At 70.0% G+C, this 21,724-nt stretch carries 15 protein-coding genes and 1 pseudogene; 8 read left to right on the forward strand and 8 right to left on the reverse strand.

Annotation, left to right across the window (positions count from 1 at the left end):
* Window positions 1–57: 57 nt before the first annotated feature.
* The 4 genes and pseudogenes from GFH49_RS35305 to GFH49_RS40825 all read left to right on the forward strand — a co-directional run.
* Entirely contained in the window at window positions 58–5,331 is a 5,274-nt protein-coding gene (locus GFH49_RS35305; RefSeq protein ID WP_155060137.1) for a DEAD/DEAH box helicase, read from the forward strand.
* Window positions 5,332–5,438: 107 nt separating this feature from the next.
* Window positions 5,439–8,402 (forward strand): DUF8741 domain-containing protein, encoded by a 2,964-nt coding sequence (locus GFH49_RS35310; protein ID WP_155060138.1) that lies wholly within the window; start codon window positions 5,439–5,441, stop codon window positions 8,400–8,402.
* Window positions 8,399–9,349, forward strand: a complete 951-nt coding sequence (locus GFH49_RS40820) for a hypothetical protein (RefSeq protein WP_230396677.1) — start codon at window positions 8,399–8,401, stop codon at window positions 9,347–9,349. The genes GFH49_RS35310 and GFH49_RS40820 overlap by 4 nt, the downstream gene beginning before the upstream one ends.
* 196 nt (window positions 9,350–9,545) lie before the next feature.
* Window positions 9,546–10,064: pseudogene (locus tag GFH49_RS40825) on the forward strand (N-6 DNA methylase); the annotation flags it as partial.
* A 286-nt stretch (window positions 10,065–10,350) separates the two neighbouring features.
* Here the strand turns inward: GFH49_RS40825 and GFH49_RS35320 are convergent.
* Both GFH49_RS35320 and GFH49_RS35325 read right to left on the reverse strand, forming a co-directional pair.
* Window positions 10,351–10,554 carry a DUF397 domain-containing protein gene (locus tag GFH49_RS35320; protein WP_155060139.1) on the reverse strand — a complete coding sequence of 68 codons (204 nt, stop codon included), beginning with the start codon at window positions 10,552–10,554 and terminating at the stop codon, window positions 10,351–10,353.
* A complete protein-coding gene (locus GFH49_RS35325) occupies window positions 10,551–11,408 on the reverse strand; it encodes a helix-turn-helix domain-containing protein (RefSeq protein WP_230396678.1) in 858 nt (285 codons plus the stop codon). The genes GFH49_RS35320 and GFH49_RS35325 overlap by 4 nt, the downstream gene beginning before the upstream one ends.
* Window positions 11,409–11,644: 236 nt before the next feature.
* Here GFH49_RS35325 and GFH49_RS35330 point away from each other — a divergent pair, with 236 nt between their 5' ends.
* On the forward strand, window positions 11,645–12,055 hold the full coding sequence (locus tag GFH49_RS35330; protein ID WP_230396679.1) for an ATP-binding protein: 411 nt from the start codon (window positions 11,645–11,647) through the stop codon (window positions 12,053–12,055).
* Window positions 12,056–12,190: 135 nt separating this feature from the next.
* Entirely contained in the window at window positions 12,191–12,601 is a 411-nt protein-coding gene (locus GFH49_RS35335) for a hypothetical protein (protein WP_155060142.1), read from the forward strand.
* Window positions 12,602–12,918: 317 nt separating this feature from the next.
* Here GFH49_RS35335 and GFH49_RS35340 read toward each other — a convergent pair whose 3' ends face one another.
* From GFH49_RS35340 to GFH49_RS35365, 6 genes are all read right to left on the reverse strand, one after another.
* Complete coding sequence (locus GFH49_RS35340) at window positions 12,919–13,320, reverse strand: PIN domain nuclease (RefSeq protein WP_155060143.1); 402 nt, start codon at window positions 13,318–13,320, stop codon at window positions 12,919–12,921.
* Complete coding sequence (locus GFH49_RS35345; protein ID WP_155060144.1) at window positions 13,317–13,559, reverse strand: type II toxin-antitoxin system VapB family antitoxin; 243 nt, start codon at window positions 13,557–13,559, stop codon at window positions 13,317–13,319. The genes GFH49_RS35340 and GFH49_RS35345 overlap by 4 nt, the downstream gene beginning before the upstream one ends.
* 273 nt (window positions 13,560–13,832) lie before the next feature.
* Window positions 13,833–15,584 carry an ABC-three component system protein gene (locus GFH49_RS35350; protein WP_155060145.1) on the reverse strand — a complete coding sequence of 584 codons (1,752 nt, stop codon included), beginning with the start codon at window positions 15,582–15,584 and terminating at the stop codon, window positions 13,833–13,835.
* On the reverse strand, window positions 15,562–15,852 hold the full coding sequence (locus GFH49_RS35355; protein WP_155060146.1) for an ABC-three component system middle component 6: 291 nt from the start codon (window positions 15,850–15,852) through the stop codon (window positions 15,562–15,564). Before GFH49_RS35355 ends, GFH49_RS35350 begins: the two co-directional genes overlap by 23 nt.
* Window positions 15,849–16,790 (reverse strand): ABC-three component system protein, encoded by a 942-nt coding sequence (locus GFH49_RS35360; RefSeq protein ID WP_155060147.1) that lies wholly within the window; start codon window positions 16,788–16,790, stop codon window positions 15,849–15,851. Before GFH49_RS35360 ends, GFH49_RS35355 begins: the two co-directional genes overlap by 4 nt.
* A gap of 27 nt (window positions 16,791–16,817) precedes the next feature.
* Entirely contained in the window at window positions 16,818–17,201 is a 384-nt protein-coding gene (locus tag GFH49_RS35365; RefSeq protein ID WP_155060148.1) for a DUF4357 domain-containing protein, read from the reverse strand.
* Between the two features lie 175 nt (window positions 17,202–17,376).
* Between GFH49_RS35365 and GFH49_RS35370 the strand changes: the two genes are divergently transcribed.
* Together GFH49_RS35370 and GFH49_RS35375 are read left to right on the forward strand one after the other, a co-directional pair.
* The gene (locus GFH49_RS35370) at window positions 17,377–19,527 is read left to right on the forward strand and encodes a UvrD-helicase domain-containing protein (protein WP_155060149.1); all 2,151 of its coding nucleotides are present in this window, start codon (window positions 17,377–17,379) and stop codon (window positions 19,525–19,527) included.
* Between the two features lie 158 nt (window positions 19,528–19,685).
* Complete coding sequence (locus GFH49_RS35375; RefSeq protein ID WP_155060150.1) at window positions 19,686–21,707, forward strand: N-6 DNA methylase; 2,022 nt, start codon at window positions 19,686–19,688, stop codon at window positions 21,705–21,707.
* Window positions 21,708–21,724: the final 17 nt, after the last annotated feature.

Consider the following 21,724-nt stretch of genomic DNA (forward strand, 5'->3'; position numbering starts at 1 on the left):
GCGGCCGGCGGGTGGCTACCGTTGCTCCGGACTGTCTCGGGAACAAGTGGGGAACACGTGGACGTCTTCAAGGTGCACCAGCGGCTCATCCGGGACTACAAGGAGTACACATCCGGGTCGGTGGTGATCGACGACCGGCGCATCGACGCCAAGGTGTCGAAGTCGCTCGCCGACGGAGACCAGTGGCCCGACCCCTATCTCTCTCTCAACCCGAGTTTCGAGCCGGGCGGTTCGGTCGAGGACCTCGCGCGGCCGGGAGGACTGCTTCACCCGGCGTGCGCGGACATCTTCCGTACGGGCAAGGACGAGCGAGGCGCCACCGTCCGCCCGATCCGCTTCCACCAGCACCAGCTGGAGGCGATCAAGGCCGCCGACTCCAGGGACTCCTACGTCCTGACGACCGGCACCGGTTCCGGCAAGAGCCTCGGCTACATCGTGCCGATCGTCCACCGGGTGCTGCGCGAGAAGGAGACCGGCGCCGCGCCCGGCATCAAGGCGATCATCGTCTACCCCATGAACGCCCTCGCCAACAGCCAGGAGCGGGAGTTGGCGAAGTTCCTCACCGCCGGATACGGCGAGGGGAACGAGCCGGTCACCTATGCCCGCTACACCGGTCAGGAGAAGGAGGACGAAAAGGAGGCCATCCGCGAGTCCAAGCCCGACATCCTGCTCACCAACTACGTGATGCTGGAGCTGATGCTCACCCGACCCAAGGAGCGCGAAGAGCTCATCGGGGCGGCCAAGGGGCTGCGCTTCCTCGTCCTCGACGAACTGCACACCTACCGGGGGCGGCAGGGCGCCGACGTCGCCATGCTGGTGCGACGCGTACGCGAGGCATGCCAGTCGCCCGATCTGCAGTGCGTGGGCACGTCCGCGACGATGGCCACCGGGGGCACGCCCGCCGCGCGCCGCCGCGAGGTCGCCCGCGTCGCCTCGACCCTCTTCGACACGGAGATCTCCCCGGAGCGCGTGGTCGGCGAGACCCTGGTACGAGCGACCGGGGCCGCTGTACCCACGCCGTCCGAACTCGCCGAGCGGGTACGGGAGAACAACCCTCCGGCCGAGTACGGGCGGCTGGCCGCCGATCCGCTGGCCTGCTGGATCGAGACCACCTTCGGCCTGGTGGAGACCGAGGACGAGGACGGCAGCACGCTTCTGGTCCGTGCCGAACCTGTCACCGTGGAGGCCGCCGCTCTGCATCTGCGCTCCGAGGCGTTCGGCATCGAGGAGAGCGAGCCCGAGGAACGCTGGTACGAGGCGTGCACGGAGGCCATCCGGGCCACCCTCCAGGCGGGGGCGGCAGCCCGCAAGGAGGAGGGCGACCGCCCGCTGTTCGCCTTCAGGCTGCACCAGTTCTTGTCTAAGGGCGGATCCGTCTACGTCTCCCTGGAGGGAGAGGCCGACCGCCACATCACCCGCACCTACCAGCAGCGTGTCCCCAACGCCCCCGAGAAGCTGCTGCTGCCGCTGTCCTTCTGCCGTGAATGCGGACAGGAGTACCTCATGGTGGCCCGCGACCAGGACGGCGACGGCAGCGTCGCCTTCCGTACCCGCGAGGACGAGGACGACGAGCAGGGGTATCTGTACATCTCGGCCGTCAACCCGTGGCCGGAACAGGTCGGCGACGCCATCGAGCAGCGACGCTTCCCCGACAGCTGGCTCACTTTCGACGAGCGCAAGGGCGCCCCGGTGCTCACCGCGAGCCGCAGGAAGCGGGCGCCGCAGCCGGTGTGGGTGCGCCCGGACGGCACCGGCGGGGGAAAGGCAAACGGTGGCATCTACGCGGCCTACCTGCCTGCCCCGTTCCTCTTCTGCCTGGACTGCGGTGTCGGCTACGAGCAGGTCAAGGAGCGCGACTTCGCCAAGCTGATGACCCTCGATCAGGAGGGCCGCTCGACCGCCACGTCGGTCATCAGCGCCTCGATCGTGCGTCACCTCAAGAGCATCCCCGAGGGCGAACTCAAGAAGGACGCAAGGAAGTTGCTCACCTTCGTCGACAACCGGCAGGACGCGAGCCTCCAGTCGGGGCACTTCAACGACTTCGTCATGGTCACGCAGCTGCGCGGCGCCCTCTACAGGGCGATGGTCGCGGCCGGTGACAAGGGGCTGCGCTGGAAGCGGCTCGGCGAAGAAGTGGTGGCGGCGATGGGGCTCTCCCCGCACGAGTACGCGGCCAAGCCCACCGAGATCGAGGAGCTCGCCGAGAGCACGCTCGAGGCACTGGCCGCGGTCGCCGAGTACCGCCTCTTCCTCGACCTGGAACGCGGCTGGCGCGTCACCATGCCCAACCTGGAGCAGACCGGGCTGCTCGGCCTCGAGTACGCGGGTCTGGAGGCGATCGCCGGTGATGAGGACCGGTGGCAGGACACCGCGGGTCAGCTGCGTACGGCCACCCCCGAGGTGCGCCACCGGCTGTCCACGGTCCTCATGGATGAACTGCGCCGCCAGCGCGCCGTGGACACCCCGTACTTCACCGAGGCCAAGTTCGCCGAACTGCGCAAGGAGTCGGCCCGGCTCAACGACGCGTGGGGGATCGCCGACACGGAGGCGGCGCCGCCTCCGGCCGGTGTCGCCGTCGCCCGCGCCGGACGCCCGGGCCGTACCGGGCGTGTTCGTAGCGAGCTGAACCTCACCGGCCGAGGCGCGTTCGGCCGCCACGTCCGAAAGGGCGGCACCTTCCCCGACTGGGGACAGGGACTGTCCCTGGACGAGGCCCAGGACGTCATCCGCGACCTGCTCCGGGTCCTGGCGGACGGCGGAGTACTGACCGAGGTCTCCCAGGGGCGGGGCGAGGAGCCCGGCTACCGGATCAACCACACGGTCATCCGCTGGCACGCCCGCGACGACGACCACGGTGCTGTCGACCGCCTGCGCCGCACCTACCGCGACGAGCGCGGCCCCCGTGTCAACGCCTTCTTCAAGCGGCTCTACCAGGACATCGCCGCCACCTTCGCCGGTCTGCACGCCGCCGAGCACACGGCCCAGGTCCACCCCGACGTCCGCCAGGAGCGCGAGGACCTGTTCGGCGAGGGCACCCGGCTTCCCCTCCTGTACTGCTCGCCGACGATGGAACTCGGCGTCGACATCAAGAGCCTCAACGCGGTCAACCTGCGCAACGTACCGCCGACCCCCGCCAACTACGCACAGCGCTCGGGCCGCGCCGGCCGCAGCGGGCAGCCCGCGCTGGTCACCACGTACTGCGCGACCGGCAACAGCCACGACCAGTACTACTTCACCCGGCGCAGGCAGATGGTGTCCGGTGCCGTCGCCCCGCCCCGGCTCGACCTGGCCAACGAGGATCTGCTCGCCTCCCATGTGCACGCGATCTGGCTCGCCGAGACCCGGCTCGATCTCGGCACCAGCATGGCCAGGCTGATCGAGTCCGACGGCGACAACCCCTCGCTGGAACTGGCGTCGTCGGTCGCTGCGGCCATCGACGAGCCGGCCGCCCGGCGCCGCGCTCTGGCGCGGGCCCGTACCGTCCTCGACGGCTGTGGCGACCTGCTGCGCGCCACGTCCTGGTGGCACGAGCAGTGGCTGGAGCAGACCGTCGAGGCCGCGCCGGGCAGCTTCCGCAGGGCCTGCGAGCGCTGGCGGAATCTCTTCAGGCGGGCCCTCGAAGAGCGCGAGATCCAGCACCGCAACATCCTCAACCGCACCGCCACAGGCCGCTCCAAGGACCAGGCCAAGCGCCGCCGCGCCCAGGCCGAGAGCCAGCTCGCGCTGCTGCGCAACGAGCAGGGCGGCGAGCGGACCGTGATGTCGGACTTCTTCCCGTACCGCTATTTCGCCTCCGAGGGCTTCCTGCCGGGTTATTCCTTCCCCCGGCTGCCGCTCGCCGCCTACATCCCGGGCACCGGCCGCACCAGCCGCGGCGGCTACGACGGTGACTATCTGCAGCGTTCCAGGTTCATCGCGATCCGGGAGTTCGGGCCCGGTGCGCTGATCTACCACGAGGGCAGCCGCTACAAGGTGGACCGGGTGCAGCTGCCGCCGGACACCGCGGGCGAGCTGACCACCGAGAGCGCGAAGGTCTGCGGGCGCTGCGGCTATCTGTCCCCGGAGGAGCAGCGCGAGGACGTTTGCGGGGGCTGCGGCAGTGGCCTCGGTGACGCGCGGACCGGTCTGCTGCACCTGCACACCGTCTTCACCCACCGCCGCGACCGGATCTCCTCCGACGAGGAGGAGCGTCAGCGCACCGGCTACAAGGTGGAGATCTCCTACCGCTTCAAGAAGCACGAGGACGGCCGCGACGGATCACTGCGGGCCATGGCGCAGACTGCGTCCGGCCGCGCCCTCGCCGAGCTGGCGTACGGCGACAGCGCCACCGTCCGGCTCACCAACCTCGGCTATCGCCGCTCCGTCGCCAAGGGCGAGATCGGCTTCTGGATGGACCCGGTGACGGGCGAGTGGCTCGCGGGCGGCGCCGCCAAGAAGGACGGCCGGGAGACCCCCCAGGAGCAGGAAGGGCTCGCGGACGCCGAGAAGGCGGGCCGCAAGATGCCGGTGATCCCGTATGTGCAGGACACCCGGAACATCCTCGTCCTCCAGCTGGCCGAGCCGGTCGACCGGGACACCGCCGTCACCCTCCAGTACGCCCTGGAGCGGGGCATCGAGGCCGAGTTCCAGCTGGAGGACGCCGAACTCGACACCGAGGAACTGCCGCCGTACGACGGGCCGCGCGAGCGGCTGCTGTTCATCGAGAGCGCGGAGGGCGGCGCGGGCGTGCTCCGGCGTCTGCAGGCCGAGCCCGGTGCACTGGCCAGCGCCGCGCGCAAGGCCCTGGAGATCGCCCACTTCGACCAGCTGGGGCGTGACCGCGGCGACGAGAAGACCAACGGTGACCCGTGCGAGAAGGGCTGCTACGACTGTCTGCTCTCCTTCGGCAACCAGCGCCACCACCGCGTCATCGACCGGCAGTTGGTGCGCGACCTGCTCCAGGCGTTCGCGGACGGCACCGTCGGCGAGTCCACCCCGGGCCGCTCGCGCGACGAGCACGCTGACGCGCTGCGGCAGGGCGCCGACTCCACCCTGGAGGAGCGCTTCGTCGAGTACCTGCGGTCGCACGGGCACCGACTCCCGGACCACCAGCAGATCACGGTGCGTGAGGCCCTGTCCAAGCCGGACTTCGTGTACGACACCGGGTTCGGCCCAATCGCGGTCTTCGTCGACGGCCCGCACCACGACCACGACGACGTCGTGCTGCGCGACGAGGAGGCGGAGGAACGGCTGAAGGATTTCGGCTGGGAAGTGGTCCGCGTCCGCTACGACGACGACTGGTCCAAGAAGGTCGCCGAGTACCCTCAGGTGTTCGGCGAACCCCGCCGCTGACCTGCTTCTCCAGGCACGTCGGCCGACAGGTTCAGCAGCCCGTCGGCCTGCCGCTCCGCTCCGTACACACCCCACGTCCCCGCCCCCGCACCACCCGGAAGGCCCGTATGACCACCGCCGCTGCGCCGGCCCCGAAGTACGCCGTCGGCTCCCTCGTCCACGCCCGGGGCCGTGAATGGGTGGTGCTGCCGGACTCCACCGAGGACCTCCTCGTGCTGCGCCCGCTGGGCGGCGCCGACGTCGACATCGCGGGGGTGCTGCCCGGCCTGGAGACCGTGGTGCCCGCCACGTTCGCCCCGCCGACGCCCGGTGATCTCGGCGACCAGCACACCGCCGGTCTGCTGCGCACCGCCCTGCGGATCGGGTTCCGGGCCGGGGCCGGTCCCTTCCGGTCCCTCGCCTCGATCGCCGTAGACCCGCGCCCGTACCAACTGGTGCCGCTGATGATGGCGCTTCGCCAGGACACGGTGAGGCTGCTGATCGCCGACGACGTGGGCATCGGCAAGACCGTCGAGGCCGGTCTCATCGCGGCCGAACTGCTCGCCCAGGGCGACGCCCGCGGCCTGGTCGTGCTGTGCTCCCCGGCGCTCGCCGAGCAGTGGCGGGCCGAACTGCGGGGCAAGTTCGGCATCGACGCGCGTCTGGTGCTGCCCGCCACGATCGGCCGGCTCGTACGCGAGACGCCGTACGGGCAGTCGGTGTTCCGCCCGGACGGCGCCTACGTCGTGTCGACGGACTTCATCAAGTCGCCCCGCCACCGCGAGGACTTCCTGGACAACTGCCCCGACCTGGTGATCGTCGACGAGGCGCACACCTGTGTCGCGGACTCCACGGCGCAGGTCTCGGCGCGTACCTCGCAGCAGCGGTACGGACTGCTGCGCGCGCTCGCCGACGCCCCTGACCGCCACCTCCTCCTGGTCACCGCGACCCCGCACAGCGGCAAGGAGGAACCCTTCCGAAGGCTGCTCGGGCTCCTCGACGCCCGCCTCGCCACCGTGGGCTTCGAGTCCCGCGCGGGCCGTGAGCTGCTTGCCCAGTTCTTCGTGCAGCGCCGCCGCGCCGACATCCGTGAGGACTTCCAGGACGGCGCGCACTTCCCCTCCGGCCGGGACAGCGCCGAGGTCTCCTACACCCTGCACCGCGACTACCGCGCCCTGCTCGCCGAGGTCCTCGCGTACGCCCGCGAGACGGTGCGCTCCGCCGACGGAGCACTGCAGCAGCGGCAGCGCTGGTGGTCGACGCTGGCGCTGCTGCGCACCCTGTCCTCCTCGCCCGCCGCCGCCGTACGGTCGTTGAACACCAGGGCCGGTGTCCAGGAGGCGGACACCCCCGACGAGGCGGACCGCACCGGGCAGTCGACTGTCTCGGACCCGGCCGACACCGACAGCGCGGAGTCAGCCGATGAGGTCCCGGGCAGCCTGCTGCCGTCCGCCGCGTCCACGGTCGAGGAAGCCGACCCCGACGGCCTCGACGCCGATGAGAAGGCCCGACTCGTCGCCATGGCCGAGGCCGCGGGCAGGCTCGCCGGGCCCACCCGCGACACCAAGTTGAAGAAGCTGGTGGCAACGGTCACCGACCTCCTCGACTCCGGCTACCGGCCGATCGTGTTCTGCCGCTACATCGCCACGTCCGACTACGTCGCCGAGCACCTGAAGAAGGTGCTCAACAAGAAGGGCACCGAGCACCCGGTGGCGGTCGCCTCCGTCACCGGCGAGCTCTCGCCCGACATGCGCCTGAACCGGATCGCCGAACTCACCGGCACGGACGAGAACGGCGAGCCGGCCCCCGAGCGGCGCGTCCTCGTGGCCACCGACTGCCTGTCCGAGGGCGTCAACCTCCAGGAGTCCTTCGACGCCGTCATCCACTACGACCTGGCCTGGAACCCGACCCGCCACGAGCAGCGCGAAGGCCGGGTCGACCGCTTCGGGCAGCGCACCGACACCGTGAAGGCCCTCACCCTGTACGGGGCGGACAACCCGGTCGACGACATCGTCCTGAAGGTGCTGCTGCGCAAGCACGAGCGCATCCGCCGCGCCACCGGCATCTCCGTCCCGGTGCCGCAGCAGGCGGAGAGCGCCATGCAGGCGGTCTTCGAACAGTTGATCCTGAACGTCGAGACCCCCTCCTTCGAGCAGGAGGGGCTGTTCGAGCGCGAACAGCTGCCCGCCGCCGAACAGTTGGAGCTCGCCTGGGAATCCTCCGCCGAGCGGGAGAAGGCGTCCCGGTCCCTCTACGCCCAGAACCGGATCAAGAAGGAGGACGTGGCCGCAGAGGTCGCCGAGATCCTTGCCGCGCTCGGCACCGGCGAGGAGGTCAGGGAGTTCACCCGCCGCGCGCTCGGCGCGCTGCGCGGCGCGCCCGCTGGCCGCAAGCAAGGCGGGTTCACCGCGCACACCGACGCCCTTCCGCAGGGCCTGCGCGACGCCGTGACGGCGTCGCTCGGCCCCCGCCATCCGCGCCCGGTCGTCTTCCACGACGCGCCGAGCGCCCCACGCGGCGAGGTGGCGCTCACCCGCACCGACCCGGTGGTGGCCGCGACCGCCCGCTTCGTCCTGGACACCGCCCTGGACGAGAAATTCCCCGCATGGCAGCGCCCGGCCCGCCGCTGCGGCGTGATCCGTACGAGTGCCGTACGACGGCCCACCACGATGCTTCTCGTCCGGCACCGCTTCCAGCTGAGCCTGCCCACCCGCGACGGCGGCGTACATTTCCAACTCGCCGAGGACGCACGGGTAGTGGCCTTCCACGGCAGACCCGAGGCGCCCCAGTGGCTGCCCGACGAGGAGGCCCTGGCCCTCCTGGAGGCCCGCGCCACCGGCAACTCCGACCCGGGTTTCGCCACCGACCACATCACGTCGATCCTCGCCGCCCTCGACACCGGCCTCATGGACGAACTGCGGCTGCGTTCCAAGGCGGCCGCGAAGGAGCTGGAGGCTTCGCACCACCGGGTCCGCACCGCCGCCCGGGCTCGCCTCGCCGGCCTGAAAGCCGTCCCGCAGGGCGACCCGGACATCCTCGGCGTCTTCCTCTACCGCCCGGCCGCCACGATCCAGCTCGGAGCCGACGCATGAGCACCGCGAGGACCCTGGTCACCGACACCGTCGCTACCGTTGGCGGACTGCTGCCGTACGACCTCCTCGTCCGCATCAAGGAGGGCAAGGAGCAGTCCGGCGCGAAGCCCGCCGACTACCGGCTGTTCGCCAAGGGCGAGTCCGTACGGGACGCCGCCGAGCGCTCCTGGGGCTACCTGCGCGGCGTCTGGGCCGCCTACCAGGACGCCCTCGCCCGCGACGGAGCGGACGACGATCCCGGTGTGCACGCGGTGGGGCTCACCACCGAACGCTGGCTGCTGCCCCTGTTCGAACAGCTCGGCTTCGGCGCGCTGTCCGCCGTGCCGGAGCCCGGCCTCCCCGCCCACGACGGGACGAAGAACTTCCCGCTCAGCCACGCGTGGGCGCATGTACCCGTGCACCTCACTGGCTGGAACGTCCCGCTGGACACCCGCACCCCCCAAGTGGCGCCGCAGGCACCGCAGTCCATGGTCCAGGAGTACCTCAACCGCTCCGGCGACAAGGCCCTGTGGGGTGTCCTGTCCAACGGCCGCCAGCTGCGGCTGCTGCGCGAGTCCGCGTCGCTGACCGGCGCCGCGTTCATCGAGTTCGACCTCCAGGCGATCTTCGAGGGCAAGCGCTCCGACGACTTCGTCCTCCTGTGGCGCCTGCTGCACCGCACCCGCTTCGAGGGCGACCCCGCCGCGTCCTGCCCGTTGGAGAAGTGGCGCACCGAGGCCATCGACTCCGGCACCCGCGCCCTCAAGGAGCTCCGCAAGGGCGTAAGAGACGGCCCTCACGGTGATCGGCAGCGGGCTCATCGCCCACCCCGACAACGCGGACCTGCGCGAGGCCCTGCGCACCCGCTCCCTCACCGTCCGCGACCTCCACCCCGCCCTGCTGCGGCTCGTCTACCGGCTGCTCTTCCTCTTCGTCACCGAGGACCGCGGCCTGCTTCTCCACCCTGACGCCGACGACGTCGCGCGCGACCGTTACGAGAAGTACTTCTCCACGGACCGCCTGCGCCGCCTGGCCCACCGCCCCGGCAGCCCGCACGGTGACCAGTGGGAGGCACTCACCCTCGTCATCAAGGGCCTCGGCAAACCCGGCGGGCGTCCCGAACTGGGCCTGCCCGCACTCGGCGGCCTCTTCGAACCCACCGCTGTGGACGGGAGGCTGGACGGTCTCGCCCTCACCAACGAGTCCCTGTACGAGGCGGTCCGCGCCCTTGCCGTCATCTTCGACACCAAGCTCGGCCGCCCCCGCAAGGTCGACTACCGGCACCTGGGCGCGGACGAACTCGGCTCGGTCTACGAGTCGCTCCTCGAACTGGAACCCCGCCAGGACGACGACGGCTCCTACGTCCTGACGAAGCTGGACGGCAACGACCGCAAGACCTCCGGCTCCTACTACACGCCCTCGCCGCTCATCGACTGCCTCCTGGACTCGGCCCTCGACCCCGTCATCGAACGGGCCGTCCGCTCGGGCACGACGAAGGAGGAGCGCAAGGCGGCGCTGCTCGCCCTGACCGTGTGCGACCCGGCCTGCGGCAGCGGCCACTTCCTGGTCGCGGCGGCCCGCCGCATCGCCCGCCGGCTCGCGGAGATCGAGACCGACGATCCGGAGCCGACCGCCGAGGCCGTCCGCGACGCCCTGCGCGAGGTCATCTCCCGCTGCGTGTACGGCGTCGACCTCAACCCGATGGCCGTGGAACTCGCCAAGGTCTCCCTGTGGATCGAGGCCATGAAGCCGGGCCGCCCGCTCACGTTCCTTGACGCGCACATCAAGCACGGCAACGGACTGCTCGGCACGACACCGAAGCTGCTCGCGGGCGGTCTGCCCGACGAGGCGTTCAAGGTCCTTGAGGGCGACGAGTCGAAGGCCGTCAGGAACCTGAAGGCCCGCAACGCGAGCGAGCGGGAGCGGTGGCTGGCGGCGCTGCGGCACCACGCGAGCCAGGACGGCCGGATCAGTCGCCGAACTCGCCGGCCTTCACGCCGTCAAGGAAAGCGGCCCACCCGGTCGGCGTGCAGAACTGCATGGCGCCGGGGTTCTTGCTGTCGCGTATCGCGCGGCCCCCGTCGGCGGTGTGCGCGACCTCTACGCAGTCCTGTGTGCCCCCCTGGGAGGCGCTTGCCTTCTTGAACTCGGTGACGATGTCCCGATTCTTCATGCTGATTCCCTCTCGTCGTCCGGGAGTTCCTTTATTGCGTTGCTGATGAAGTCCAGACTTTGATCCGGAGTCAGTGCGGCCGATCTTAGGGCTTCGAAGATCTGCGCGTGATGAGCCATGTCCTTCAGATCTTCGAGAATCACCGTGCTTGTTGTGGTGTCATACGCGACAGCCTCGGGCGAGGGTTCGGGGCCGAAGCTGAACATCACGAAGTGGGACGTCAGATGTGCGGCCCGCCACTCGGAGAGCGGCAGCACCTGGATGCTTACGTTCTGCCGCTGCCCGACGCCGAGGATGTGCAGCAACTGTTCGCGATGGATCTTCGTGGACGGCATGGGAGCGGTGAGCGCAGGTTGCCAGATGACCGCCGCGAACCGTGCGCCGTTCTCCTCGATCGTCTGCCGACGCGCCTGCCGAATGGTCACCATTTCGTCAACGGCTTCCGGGGTGTGCACGGTCAGGCTCGAACTCAGCAGAGTCCTGAGGTAGTTGTCGGTCTGCAGGAGACCGGGGACGAACAACGGCTGCCATGTGCGGATGTACGTGGAATCCGCCTCCAGGGTGATGAAGTCGGTGTATCCCTCGTCCCGTGATGCCCAGGGGTAGTTGAGCCACCAGCCCCGCTTGTTGGAGTCCCGCGCGAGCTGTTCCAGCCTCATGTAGATGTCGCGGTCCTCGACGCCGTACAGCTCAAGCATGAGCCGAACGTCACCCGGACGAGCGGAGACCTGACCGGCCTCGATCCTGCTGATCTTGGTCTTCGACCCGGCGATGTGCTCGGCCGCATGCTGCTGGTCGAGCTTCGCGGCCTCGCGGTACCGCCTCAGGGCGGCGCCAAGCCGTCTGCTGCGCACGGTAGACCGTCCACCTGCGGGCATGTCCCCCTCCTCTACTGCGTGTAGTCAGTCTGCACGGGATCAGTTGCCACACGCTAGCTCATTGGCGACTCAAGGTTAGTCGCAACTTTGCGTATTGAGATTGATTGCGAATCTATCCAGTGGCGGTCTACCGTGGATTGCGTCACTTGGTGTTGCCTGAATTGGACGGTGAGTGACCTTGGTTCCGCATGTCCACCGACCCAGGAGGACCCGTGTCCGGACGCACGCACAGCAAGAGGTTCCGCTTACGCAAGGACGCGGTGCCGGTCGCCCGCGACCATGTCCGGGCGATATTGACCTCGTGGCTCCTCGGCGAACTGGCCGACGACGCCGAGTCGATCGTGGGCGAGCTGGCGGCGAACGCCGTCGTGCACGCCAGAGGGATCGGCGAGTTCTTCGAGGTGGGGCTGCGCCGCCTGGACGGTGTGCTGATCGTCGAGGTGTCCGACTCGTTCCAGTGGCGGATGCCCGAGAGACGGGATGCGGACCCCGCCGACGACTGCGACGGGCGCGGGCTGGCCATCGTCGAGGCGCTGTCCGACAAGTGGGGCGTGCGTCCGAGGGAGGCAGGCAAGACGATCTGGGCGCATCTCTCGGTCACTCGCGAGGAGGCGGCGTGCTGAGCGCCCGGTTCGCGCCTTCCGCCGCCTTCGACGCCGACCGTGTGGCGTACACCGTCTCGGGCCGTCCGCTGTGCGGACTCGTCCGCTGTCGCTCGCACTCCGTCCGGCTCGCCGACCGAAGTGGAGTCGATGAACATGGCCGAGCGTAGAGCGGTGGCGCCGCACAGACTCGGGCTGGCCCTGGGCTTGGCCCTGGTCCTCTGGATCCTGGTCCGGCTCTTCCCCGCCACGGGCGGGCACCGGAAGCCGGCGGCGCCGGACCGGAACGCCGTGACCTGCGAAAACGCAAACGATTATGTCGGCCTGGTCGCCACCCCCAACCCCGGTCGGGGGTGGGGTGCGATGACCCGTAAGGCCAGCGACGGCGGAGAGCGTGCAGGTACGGAGTTCATGTCGGCCGAGTGCGCGTTGGCGCAGCGTCCCGAGTTCGGGACCTTTCACGGCGGGTGCCGTCAGACCCGGGACATCCCCCTGCCGTACAGCCGGGGACTGCTGCTGATGCGCCGGTGCCCGTGTGCCTGCCACGCCGAGGGAGCCGCGCGGTGAACTCCCTTGGCAGAGAATCGAGTTGGTCGCCGGGGCCGTCCTGCCGTTCACCCCGGTGCGTGGTCGGCCGGCACTCCCACTGAGGGGCGGCGGCTCGTGATGTCGCACCAGGGGTGCGGGAAGCGCCTTGGGCCGGTCGCCTTCACGGCGGCCCTCGTGGCGGCCTGGGCGGTCGTCCTGATCGCCGCACTCACGACGATCACCCATCCGTAGAGCCCGCCTCCCGAGACCCTGCGGATCGCCGTCAACCTGGCGCCCCGTACGCGGACGGTGGTGGCGGCGACCTCTACGCACGCGCCGCCCCCGGCCCCGCTCTGTCAGTCGATACGACGGACGCGCTGGCCCGTGATACCGGCGATGGCGTCGAAGTCCTTGTCCGCGTGCAGAACGGTCAGTTTGTGGTGTGCGGCGGTGATCGCGACGACCAGGTCGACGGGGCTGGCGGACTGGTGCCAACTGCGGTCGGCGAGGTCCCGCTGTAGCTGAGCGGTCTTTTGCCAGGCGTCTTCGGGTACTTCGTAGTGGGGGAAGGTCTCGTGCAGTACGGCGTCGGCCTCGTAGTAGTCGGCGCGGCCACCGACCGCGCGCAGGTATTCCTGGCGGATCGGCTCGCACAGGCCGACCAGGCCGGCGGTGACGGTGTCGTCCCAGCCGGGGGAGGTCTGGCCGCGGTAGAAGCGGATGAGGGCGGAGGTGTCCGCCAGGAACCCTTCCCTCACGCGGCGTCGACTCCCGCCGAGTGGTCGCCGGAGTCGGCGTCGTCCTCGTCGATCAGGTCGAGGTCGACCTTGCCCTCGCTGACCATGTGCCGCATGCGCTCGATGGCGGCAGCGCGTCGCCGCCGGTCGTTGATCTCGTGGAGGGCGGCGTTGACCGTGTCCTTCTTGGTGGTGGTGCCCAGGTAGCGGGCGGCTTCGGCGAGTGCGTCGTCATCGACGTCGATCACGGTACGGGCCATGTGGACCACCTCCGAAGAGCCTGATATCTAGATTCGCAATAAGGATATCAATGCACGGGACCTCTGGCCCGCCTCGACGTGGGCGAACTGCGGATCGATGTCTCTGACGCCTGCGGCGAGCGGTGGCCGACCCCACAACGCCCCGGCGGCGGTGAGTCGGGGCGTAGCCTGCTGCTCGTCGAGGCCCTGACCGACGACTGGGGCGTGCGCCCGCACCACCCCGGCGGCAAAACGGTGTAGGCCGTGTGTCGCCGGTGAGGTGCGACGGTCGGGTCAGAAGCGGAATCCGAACAGTCCGCCTTCGTCGTAGGCGTCGGTCAGGCGTGGCTCGATGAGATAGGGGGAGGGGTCGAAGCCGCCCAGGCGGGCTCGTTCCAGCTTGTCCGAGTTGAACGTCACGATGTACTGGAGGCCTTCCTCCTCGGCGACCTCGGACGCCAGCGTCAGTGCCTCGGTCACCTGGCGGTCGTCCACCCCGTCGAAGAGATGGCTGTCATGGACCAGGAAGTCGGGTCCGCGGTCGTGGCGGTGGGCGATCACCGCGGCCGTGAGGTCGAGACAGAAGATCACCATCTTGTTGATGCCGACGCTGCCCTGACTGTCGACATGGGCGGAGATCTCCAGGCTGCTGGTGCCGGCCTTGATGGTGAGGTAAGCCTGTCGGTCCTGCCCGTAGAGGCGGCGGGCGAAGCGGGCGAAGAGCCAGGTGGCCTCCCGGGTCTGCTCACCGCGTTCCTCGAGGTCGAGCTCCAGTTCCTCCTGGAGCTCGACGCGCTGTGCCGTGATCTCCCGCTGGCTGGCCTCCATGAACTGCGCCGTCTCATGCTGCTTGCGCAGCGCTTCCAGCGCCGCCTGCTTCTGGGCGAGCAACTGCTGGAGTGCCGTAAGGCCGTCGAGGGCGCCTCCGTCGCGCAGTGCGCTCAGGGTCTCGGTGAGCTCCTCGCCGAGACGGGCGCGCTCGTGTTCGCGCGCCGTGAGTCTGGCCTGCGTCTCCTCGATCTCGTCGGCGAGGTAGCGGCGGCGGTTGCGGACGATCGAGGCGTGGAAGCCGCGTACGTCCTCGAAGGATCGGTGTACCCGGTCGGGGAGGACGACGCCAAGCTCCCGGTACACGGCGTCCACGTATGCCGTGTCAGGGTCGTTCGCCTCGTCCACCGCGCGCCGCAGTTCTGCCAGGTTGCGGCGGTCGATGACATCCTGCTCTGGCAGCGAGCGGACTCTTTTGTCCAACTCGTCGGCCCGCAGTTGGAGTTCCTCATACGCCGGCAGCACGCGGAAGGCGGCGATCTGCTCGCTGAGCCGCTTCACGTCACCCTCGGCGACGATGATTCGGCCGCGCAGGTCCGCCGTCGTACCGACGACCTGGTGCCAGGACGGATCGTTCATCGCCGACCGCAGCTGCCTTCGGGTCGCCTCCCGTGCGGCGATGTCGCGGTAGCCGGCGGCGAGCCGCCAGTCCAGACCGAGGAGATATGCAAGGTTGGCCGCGGCCTCGGCGGTGGGCTGCTGCGGGTAGGTCCGCACCGGGTCGTTGAAGGCGTGCGATCCGACGCGGCGTACGAGGAGAGACAGCAGGGCACGCCCTGAGATGCCCGGGTGGTCGGCGGGCAGCCGGAAGAGGTCTGCCTCTATACGTGTTCTCCACTCCGGCACCGGCATCTCACGGGCGAGGCTCATCTCGAAGAGCCCTCCGGCCTCACCCTCCGTGCCACCGGGAGCATCAGTCAGGACGATGCCCTGCTGGGCACCGCGCCTGCTTACCCGTACCGGCTCCTCGCGCCCGGGCCAGTCCAAGGTCAGCGTGAAGAGGGTGTGCCGAAGCCGGTTGCGGGTGGGCAGACTGCCCTTGCCGGCCTGGGCACCCAGGGCGAAGTGCAGCAGCTCCACAAGGCTGGACTTGCCGGTGCCGTTGCGGCTGTCCGTTTTACTTGCCCCGGGGCGGGTCTCGGCGACCAGAAGGTTGAGGCCACGCCGGAACTCGACGGTACGGAACCGGGGATCGTCAGCGCTCAGACGACGCAGCATCGTCCCTCCTCCTGATCGGCGAATCGGCTCGCCTTCTCGTCAGCAGATCGTCGCGGAATTCGATCACACCGAGCGCGTACAGCGCATCGAGCCCGAGGACGAACCACTGGAAGGAGACCAGAGAGTGGTGGCCGAGCCGGGCACGTTCGGCGCGGAACCTCGACCAGGTCTGGGTGACGGTCAGAGGCATGTCGAGGACCCGCAGGATCTGCGCGCCGACGGCCAGCAGAGAGCGGTCCGGGGAGATGCCCTTCGTCGGAGTGATCACGCCGCGCTCCGGTCTTCCGTGCCCGGAACCCAGCCGTCGGGCGGCACGTCGAAGACGTCGCACCGCTGGAAGAAGTGGGCGATGACGATCCAGGCGCAGTACATCGAGTTCAGGCTTGGCGCGGCGTTTCCGAGGATGTACTCCTGCAGCGCGGCCCACAGCTTGTCCTGGTCGTCGGTGTCGGTCCGGACCTGGTCGTAGTACACCCGGAAGCCCTGGGCGACCCGGTCCGCTTCGTCGGGTGCGCCGAGCCCGGCGTAGTACCCGTCGACGAGGTGGCTGTGCCCGATCCCCTGTATCAGTGCGCCACGGACGTCGCCGGTCAGGCCGTTCCACTCGATCTTGTACTTGTTGACCTCGGGGAGGGCAGCGAGCGGTTCCGATGTGTGCCGCTCTTCGCCGAGCCGGGCGAGCAGCGCCTCGAGATCGGTGAGTCCGATGCCGTACGTCCTGTCCTGGACCGGCAGTTCACGACCCAGCAGGTCCTCTGTGGCGATCAGGTCGAGTCGCATGACGTCGTTCCACAGTCGGTGCCAGCCGTAGGGCTCCACCCGGCGCGGGCGCAGCTTCTCCTGTGCCTCGGACATCATCACGCTCAACTCCGGGTGCACGCCCTTGAGATCGTTGACCGCGAAGCGGAAGGTGTCGAAGGCGTCCGGCCGTTTGGCGAGGGCCTTCTCCAGGTCGGAGGCGAACTTGCGCTTGACCCGGCCGATGTCGTCAGTCTGCGGCGAGTAACACGCCCAGAGCACCCGGTCCCACAGAAGGAGCCCGTCGGCGCCCAGGTCGCCGAGATTTCCGTGGGTGCGTACGGGTACGAAGTCGGGGTGCCGCAGGCTCAGCAGGTGGTGGATCAGCTGCTCGAAGCTCTCGCCCGGCATGTCGGTGAGCTGCTGGCGCAGGGTGAGCTGCGCCAGCATGCGCTGGGGGAAGTCCATGTGGTTGATCCCCCCCCGTCGAAGTAGTCAGGCTCGGCTGCGAAGAGCGCTCAGGGAAGTGCCGTCGTCCGTGTGCCAGGCGTCCCAGCCGTTGGCCTTGGCGCCGGTCACCGCCTCGCACGCCCCGGACGGCGATGCGCAGATCCGGCCGTCCTCCAGGCGAAGGCTTCCCTCGGCGGTGACGCGCGCGCGGTGCTCCTGCCCGAGGTTGCGGCGGCGCCAGGTCAGCCCCTGCCCCGGCTGCAGCAGTCCTGCGGCGAGCAACTTGGCGAGCGCGCCTGGCTGGACCGTCGCCTCGTCCAGGGCGAGCAGACGCCGCAGCACGCTGTTGGGTGTGTCGATCAGCGGCTTGGCCTCGCGCTGCAGGCGCGCGAAGACTTCGGCGTCAACGGTGATGTTGTGCTCTGGCACCGCTCCCCCTTTCTTCGGATGATTTTTTCTCTCGACTTAACAAGGAGAAAAAAAATTACCCGACTCCGAGGTTGGCTGTCAATCCCCAGTTGCACGGAAGTGCGCTGTTGCCTGCATGTCGGGCGGCTGTAAACTCAGTCAACGGTCATTTGTTGGCTTGAGGGAAGGGGCGAGAGTGCCGCAGATCGCGATCACCAACACCTTCTGGGAGGGCGTCGACCGGCTCGACAAGCCGTCCCGCGCCCGCGTCCACAAGGCGATGGCGAAGTTCCAGCAGCTGACGGTCCACCAGTTGCACGCGGACAAGGGCCTGCACCTGGAGTCCGTGGTCGGCTCCCGCGATCCGCGCATGCGCACGATCCGGGTCGACGACGGACAGCGCATCGTCCTGCTCGCGCCCGACGACGGCAGCGACGTGTTCGTCTTCGTCCATGTGGTCTCGCACGACAAGGCGTACTCCTGGGCCAAGCGGCGGCTGTACACCGTCAACGAGGTCACCCGCTGTCTCGAAGTGCGTGACCTCACCGCGATGGAGCAGATCACCCCGCTCTTCGCCGAGGAAGCCGAGGCCGCGCCGAAGCTCTTGTTCGCCGGCTGGTCGGACACCGTGCTGCGGCACCTCGGCGTCGACGACGTCACACTGCGTGCCGCCCGCGTCATCACCAGCAAGGCGCAGTTGGAGGCGTTCGGGTCGCTGATGCCCGAGGACCAGTTCGAGGCGCTGTGGCTGCTCGCGGAAGGGTTCGACCCCGACGACATCTACCGTGACCTCGTCGCGGCACGGCAGACGGTCGTCGTCGAGGAGACCGAGGGGAAGCAGGGCGAGCTGGCCGCCGCCGTCAGTCGTACCCGCAGCCGGATCGCTCTCGTCACCGGGCCCGAGGAACTCGCCGACATTCTCGCCAAGCCCTTCGACGCGTGGCGGATCTTCCTGCACCCGACTCAGCGGCGGGTGGCCTACCGGCCCGCGTACGCGGGCCCCGCCCAGGTCACCGGCGGTCCCGGCACCGGTAAGACCGTCGTCGCCCTGCACCGCGTCAGGCATCTGCTCGGGCGCTCACCCGACACCCGCGTCCTGCTCACCACGTACACCGGCGCGCTCGCCCGATCGCTGCGCTCCGGGCTCGCCCTGCTCCTCGACCACGACCAGGCGCTCCTCGACCGGGTCACCATCACCACGGTCGACGCCACCGCGCACCGCATCGTGCGGGAGCTGCACGGGAACCCGGGGAGCGTCCACGGCGACAAGGACGAGCGGCGGCGCTGGCAGCGTCTGGCCCGCAGGCTCGAACTGCCGTGGACCGACGCCTTCCTGGCCCAGGAATACCGGCATGTGCTGCTCGCCCAGGATCTGCGCACCCGCGAGGAGTACGAGAAGTGCCTCCGGCGTGGGCGCGGCAGCAAACTGGCGGCCGGGCAGCGTCCGCGGCTCTGGCAGGCGATGGCGCAGTTCGAGGAGGAACTCGCCCGCGACCGTGCCTGCACCTGGCTGCAGTTGTGCGCCCGGGCCGCCCGGCTGCTGAAGGACAGGCCGGGGGAGGGCCCCTCGTACGACCATGTGGTGGTGGACGAGGCGCAGGACCTGCACCCCGCCCAGTGGCGGCTGCTGCGGGCCCTGGTGCCGGAGGGGCCCGATGACCTGTTCCTCACCGGCGACCCGCACCAGCGGATCTACGACTCACGGGTCTCGCTGCGTTCCCTCGGTGTGTCCGTCGCGGGGCGTGGTGCGCGGCTGCGTCTCAACTACCGCTCCACGGAGGAGATCCTGCGCTGGTCGCGGGCGCTGCTCGACGGGGAGCCCGTGGCGGATCTGACCGGTGACGCGCCGGATTCGCTCTCCGGCTACCGGTCCCTGCTGCACGGGGAGCGGCCCGTGTGCGAAGGGCATGGGACGGAAGCGGCCGAGGCCGATGCCGTCGTGCGCACGGTGGGCGCGTGGGTGGCGGCCGGGGTCGCGCCGTCCGAGATCGCGGTCTGCGCCCGGTTCCACACGCAGACCGCGCGGATCGGCGACCGGCTCGCTCGGGCCGGGCTGCCCGTGGTGCGGGTCAAGGACGGGGAGTCAGACGACGCGGCCGGGGTACGGGTGTCGAGTCTGCACAGTCTGAAGGGCCTTGAGTTCCGCTGTGTGGCCGTGGCCGGGGTGACCGCCTCGGCGTTCCCGTTCCCGCCGGCGGTGACGCCGGCCGACGTCGATCCCCTGCAGAACGCGACGGACCTCGCGGCGGAACGGTGCCTGCTGTTCGTGGCGAGCACCCGGGCGAGAGAGGCGCTGTACATGTCGTACAGCGGGCGGCCGAGCATCTTCCTCGACGGGGTGAGATAGCGGGAAGGGCGACGCCCGCGGTCGGCCTGTGAACAATGTCAATGCTCGCGTCTTGTCGTAGTAGTCTGCCGGACGCGCGGGAGGGGGAAAGTGGCTTGAACACGCGCCCGTAGGTGGGGGAGTGTCCGCAGTCATTGAGAAACGTCCAGGGAGTCCAGATGTCCACGCCCGGTGCCGTACCTGTGTCTCTGGCGGAAATCGCTCGTCTCGCGGGCGTCGGGCGGGCCGCCGTCAGCAACTGGCGGCGGCGTCATCCGTCGTTCCCCGCCCGGATCGCCGGCACGGATGTCAATCCCCAGTTCTCCCTCACCGACATCGAGAACTGGCTGCGCGACAACAAGAAGCTCAAGAAGTCCGCCGAGCGGGAATGGCTCTGGCCCCGCTTCGAGGCGCTCGGCGGACGCGACGAGACGGGGGCGGCGGTCGCGGAGGTGGGCAGGAGGCTTGCCCGTCGGCACCCGGCAGCTGAGCCCGCGTTCCCCGAAGAGGTGGCGGCGCTGATCGAGCGGGCCGTGGACCTCGGGTGGCGCGAAGGACGCTCCGAGATTTTCGCCTTCCTGCTGCGCCGCTGGCTGGACGTCCATGTGCGCCAGATCGCCACGACACCCGAGCCCCTGGCCGAGCTCATGGCGGAGCTCGCCACCCGCGTCGCGGCCGTCGGCGGCAACGTCACGGTGATGGACCCCGCCTGCGGCACCGGCCATCTCCTGATGGCCGCGACCGAGGCGGTCAAGACGGCAGGCGGTGAGGCGCCGACCCTGCTGGGCGGCGACCGTGATCCCGTACTCGCGGCACTCGCCGAAGCCCGTCTGTGCCTCGCCGGGGAGCTGTCGGGGACAGAGCCCGCGCGCATCGACGTACGCGAAGGGGACTCTCTGCGCGACGACCCGTTCGCCGGCGTCCCCGCCGACATCGTCCTGTGCAACCCGCCGTTCAACGAACGGGACTGGGGATACGAGGAGTTGGCTACGGACGCCCGCTGGAGTCACGGGCTGCCGCCGCGTACCGAACCCGAACTCGCCTGGGTCCAGCACTGTCTGGCAGGGCTGCGGCCCGGCGGCGCGGCCGTGCTGCTGCTGCCCCCCGCCGTGGCGGCGCGTAAAGCGGGTCGGCGCATCCGCGGGTCGCTGCTGCGCACCGGCCAGTTGAAGGCCGTCGTCGCGCTGCCGCCGGGATGCGCCGCGCCGCACAGTGTCTCCCTGCACCTGTGGGTGCTGCGGGCGCCCGTACCAGGTGAGGAGCTACATACGGGAGGCCACCTGCTGGTGGCCGACGGCGTGTCCCGCTTTCCCCGCGACCCGGGCCGTGAGTGGGCCCCCGACTGGACGGCGATCGGCGACTTCGTGCGCGAGGCCGTCGGACGGACGGATCCGGCCGAGGTCTCTCCCTTCGTACGGCCTGTACCCGTCATCGAGCTCCTCGACGACGAGGTCGACCTCACTCCGGGACGCCACATCACCCCGTCCCCGGCGGACACCGCGCCCCGGCTGGCCGCATCCTGGCGGGAGTTCAAGGACCTGACTGCCAGGGTGTCAAAGTCGGCCCGGCTGCTCGCGTCGCTCGAGCTGACTTCTGCCGCACAGGACTCGCCGGCGGCGACCACTGTCGCCGAACTGGCGCGGGCGGGGGCGCTCACCCTGCGCGGCGGCCAGCAGCCATCGGAGGCGGCGGTCCGCACCGGGGAGGCGTCCGCCGAGGACATTCCGCTCCTGACGGTTCCCGACCTGCTGTCGGGCGGCGAACCCAGAGGGCACCTCGCCGTCGACGACCCCGCGGTGCGCGAGGCCGTGATCGCCGAACCTGGGGACATCGTGGTGGTGGGGGTGGCGCGGGCGTTCTCCGCCTGGGTCCACGAAGGGCCGCCGACCGCCCTGGGGCCCCAACTGCACGCCGTGACGGTGCAGCCCGAGCAGCTCGACGCCTGGTTCCTCGCCGGTTCGCTGCGCGCTCCGGCCAACGTCCGGCAGGCCGGGACGCACGCGACGAGCTCCTCCCGCATCGACGTCCGGCGCCTCCAGGTCCGCCAGGTGCCGCTCCGCGAACAGCGGCGCTACGGTGAGGCGTTCCGCGAGCTCGCCGCCTTCGAGCAGCTGGCGCGGCGCACCGCCGACCTCGGGGCCGACCTCGTCCACGACCTCGGCGACGAACTGGCGGCCGGGCGGCTGGCGGGCGGGGTGTAGCGCGTCCGGCCGCGTGA

Source organism: Streptomyces blattellae, from assembly GCF_009709555.1.
Lineage (GTDB): Bacteria > Actinomycetota > Actinomycetes > Streptomycetales > Streptomycetaceae > Streptomyces > Streptomyces blattellae.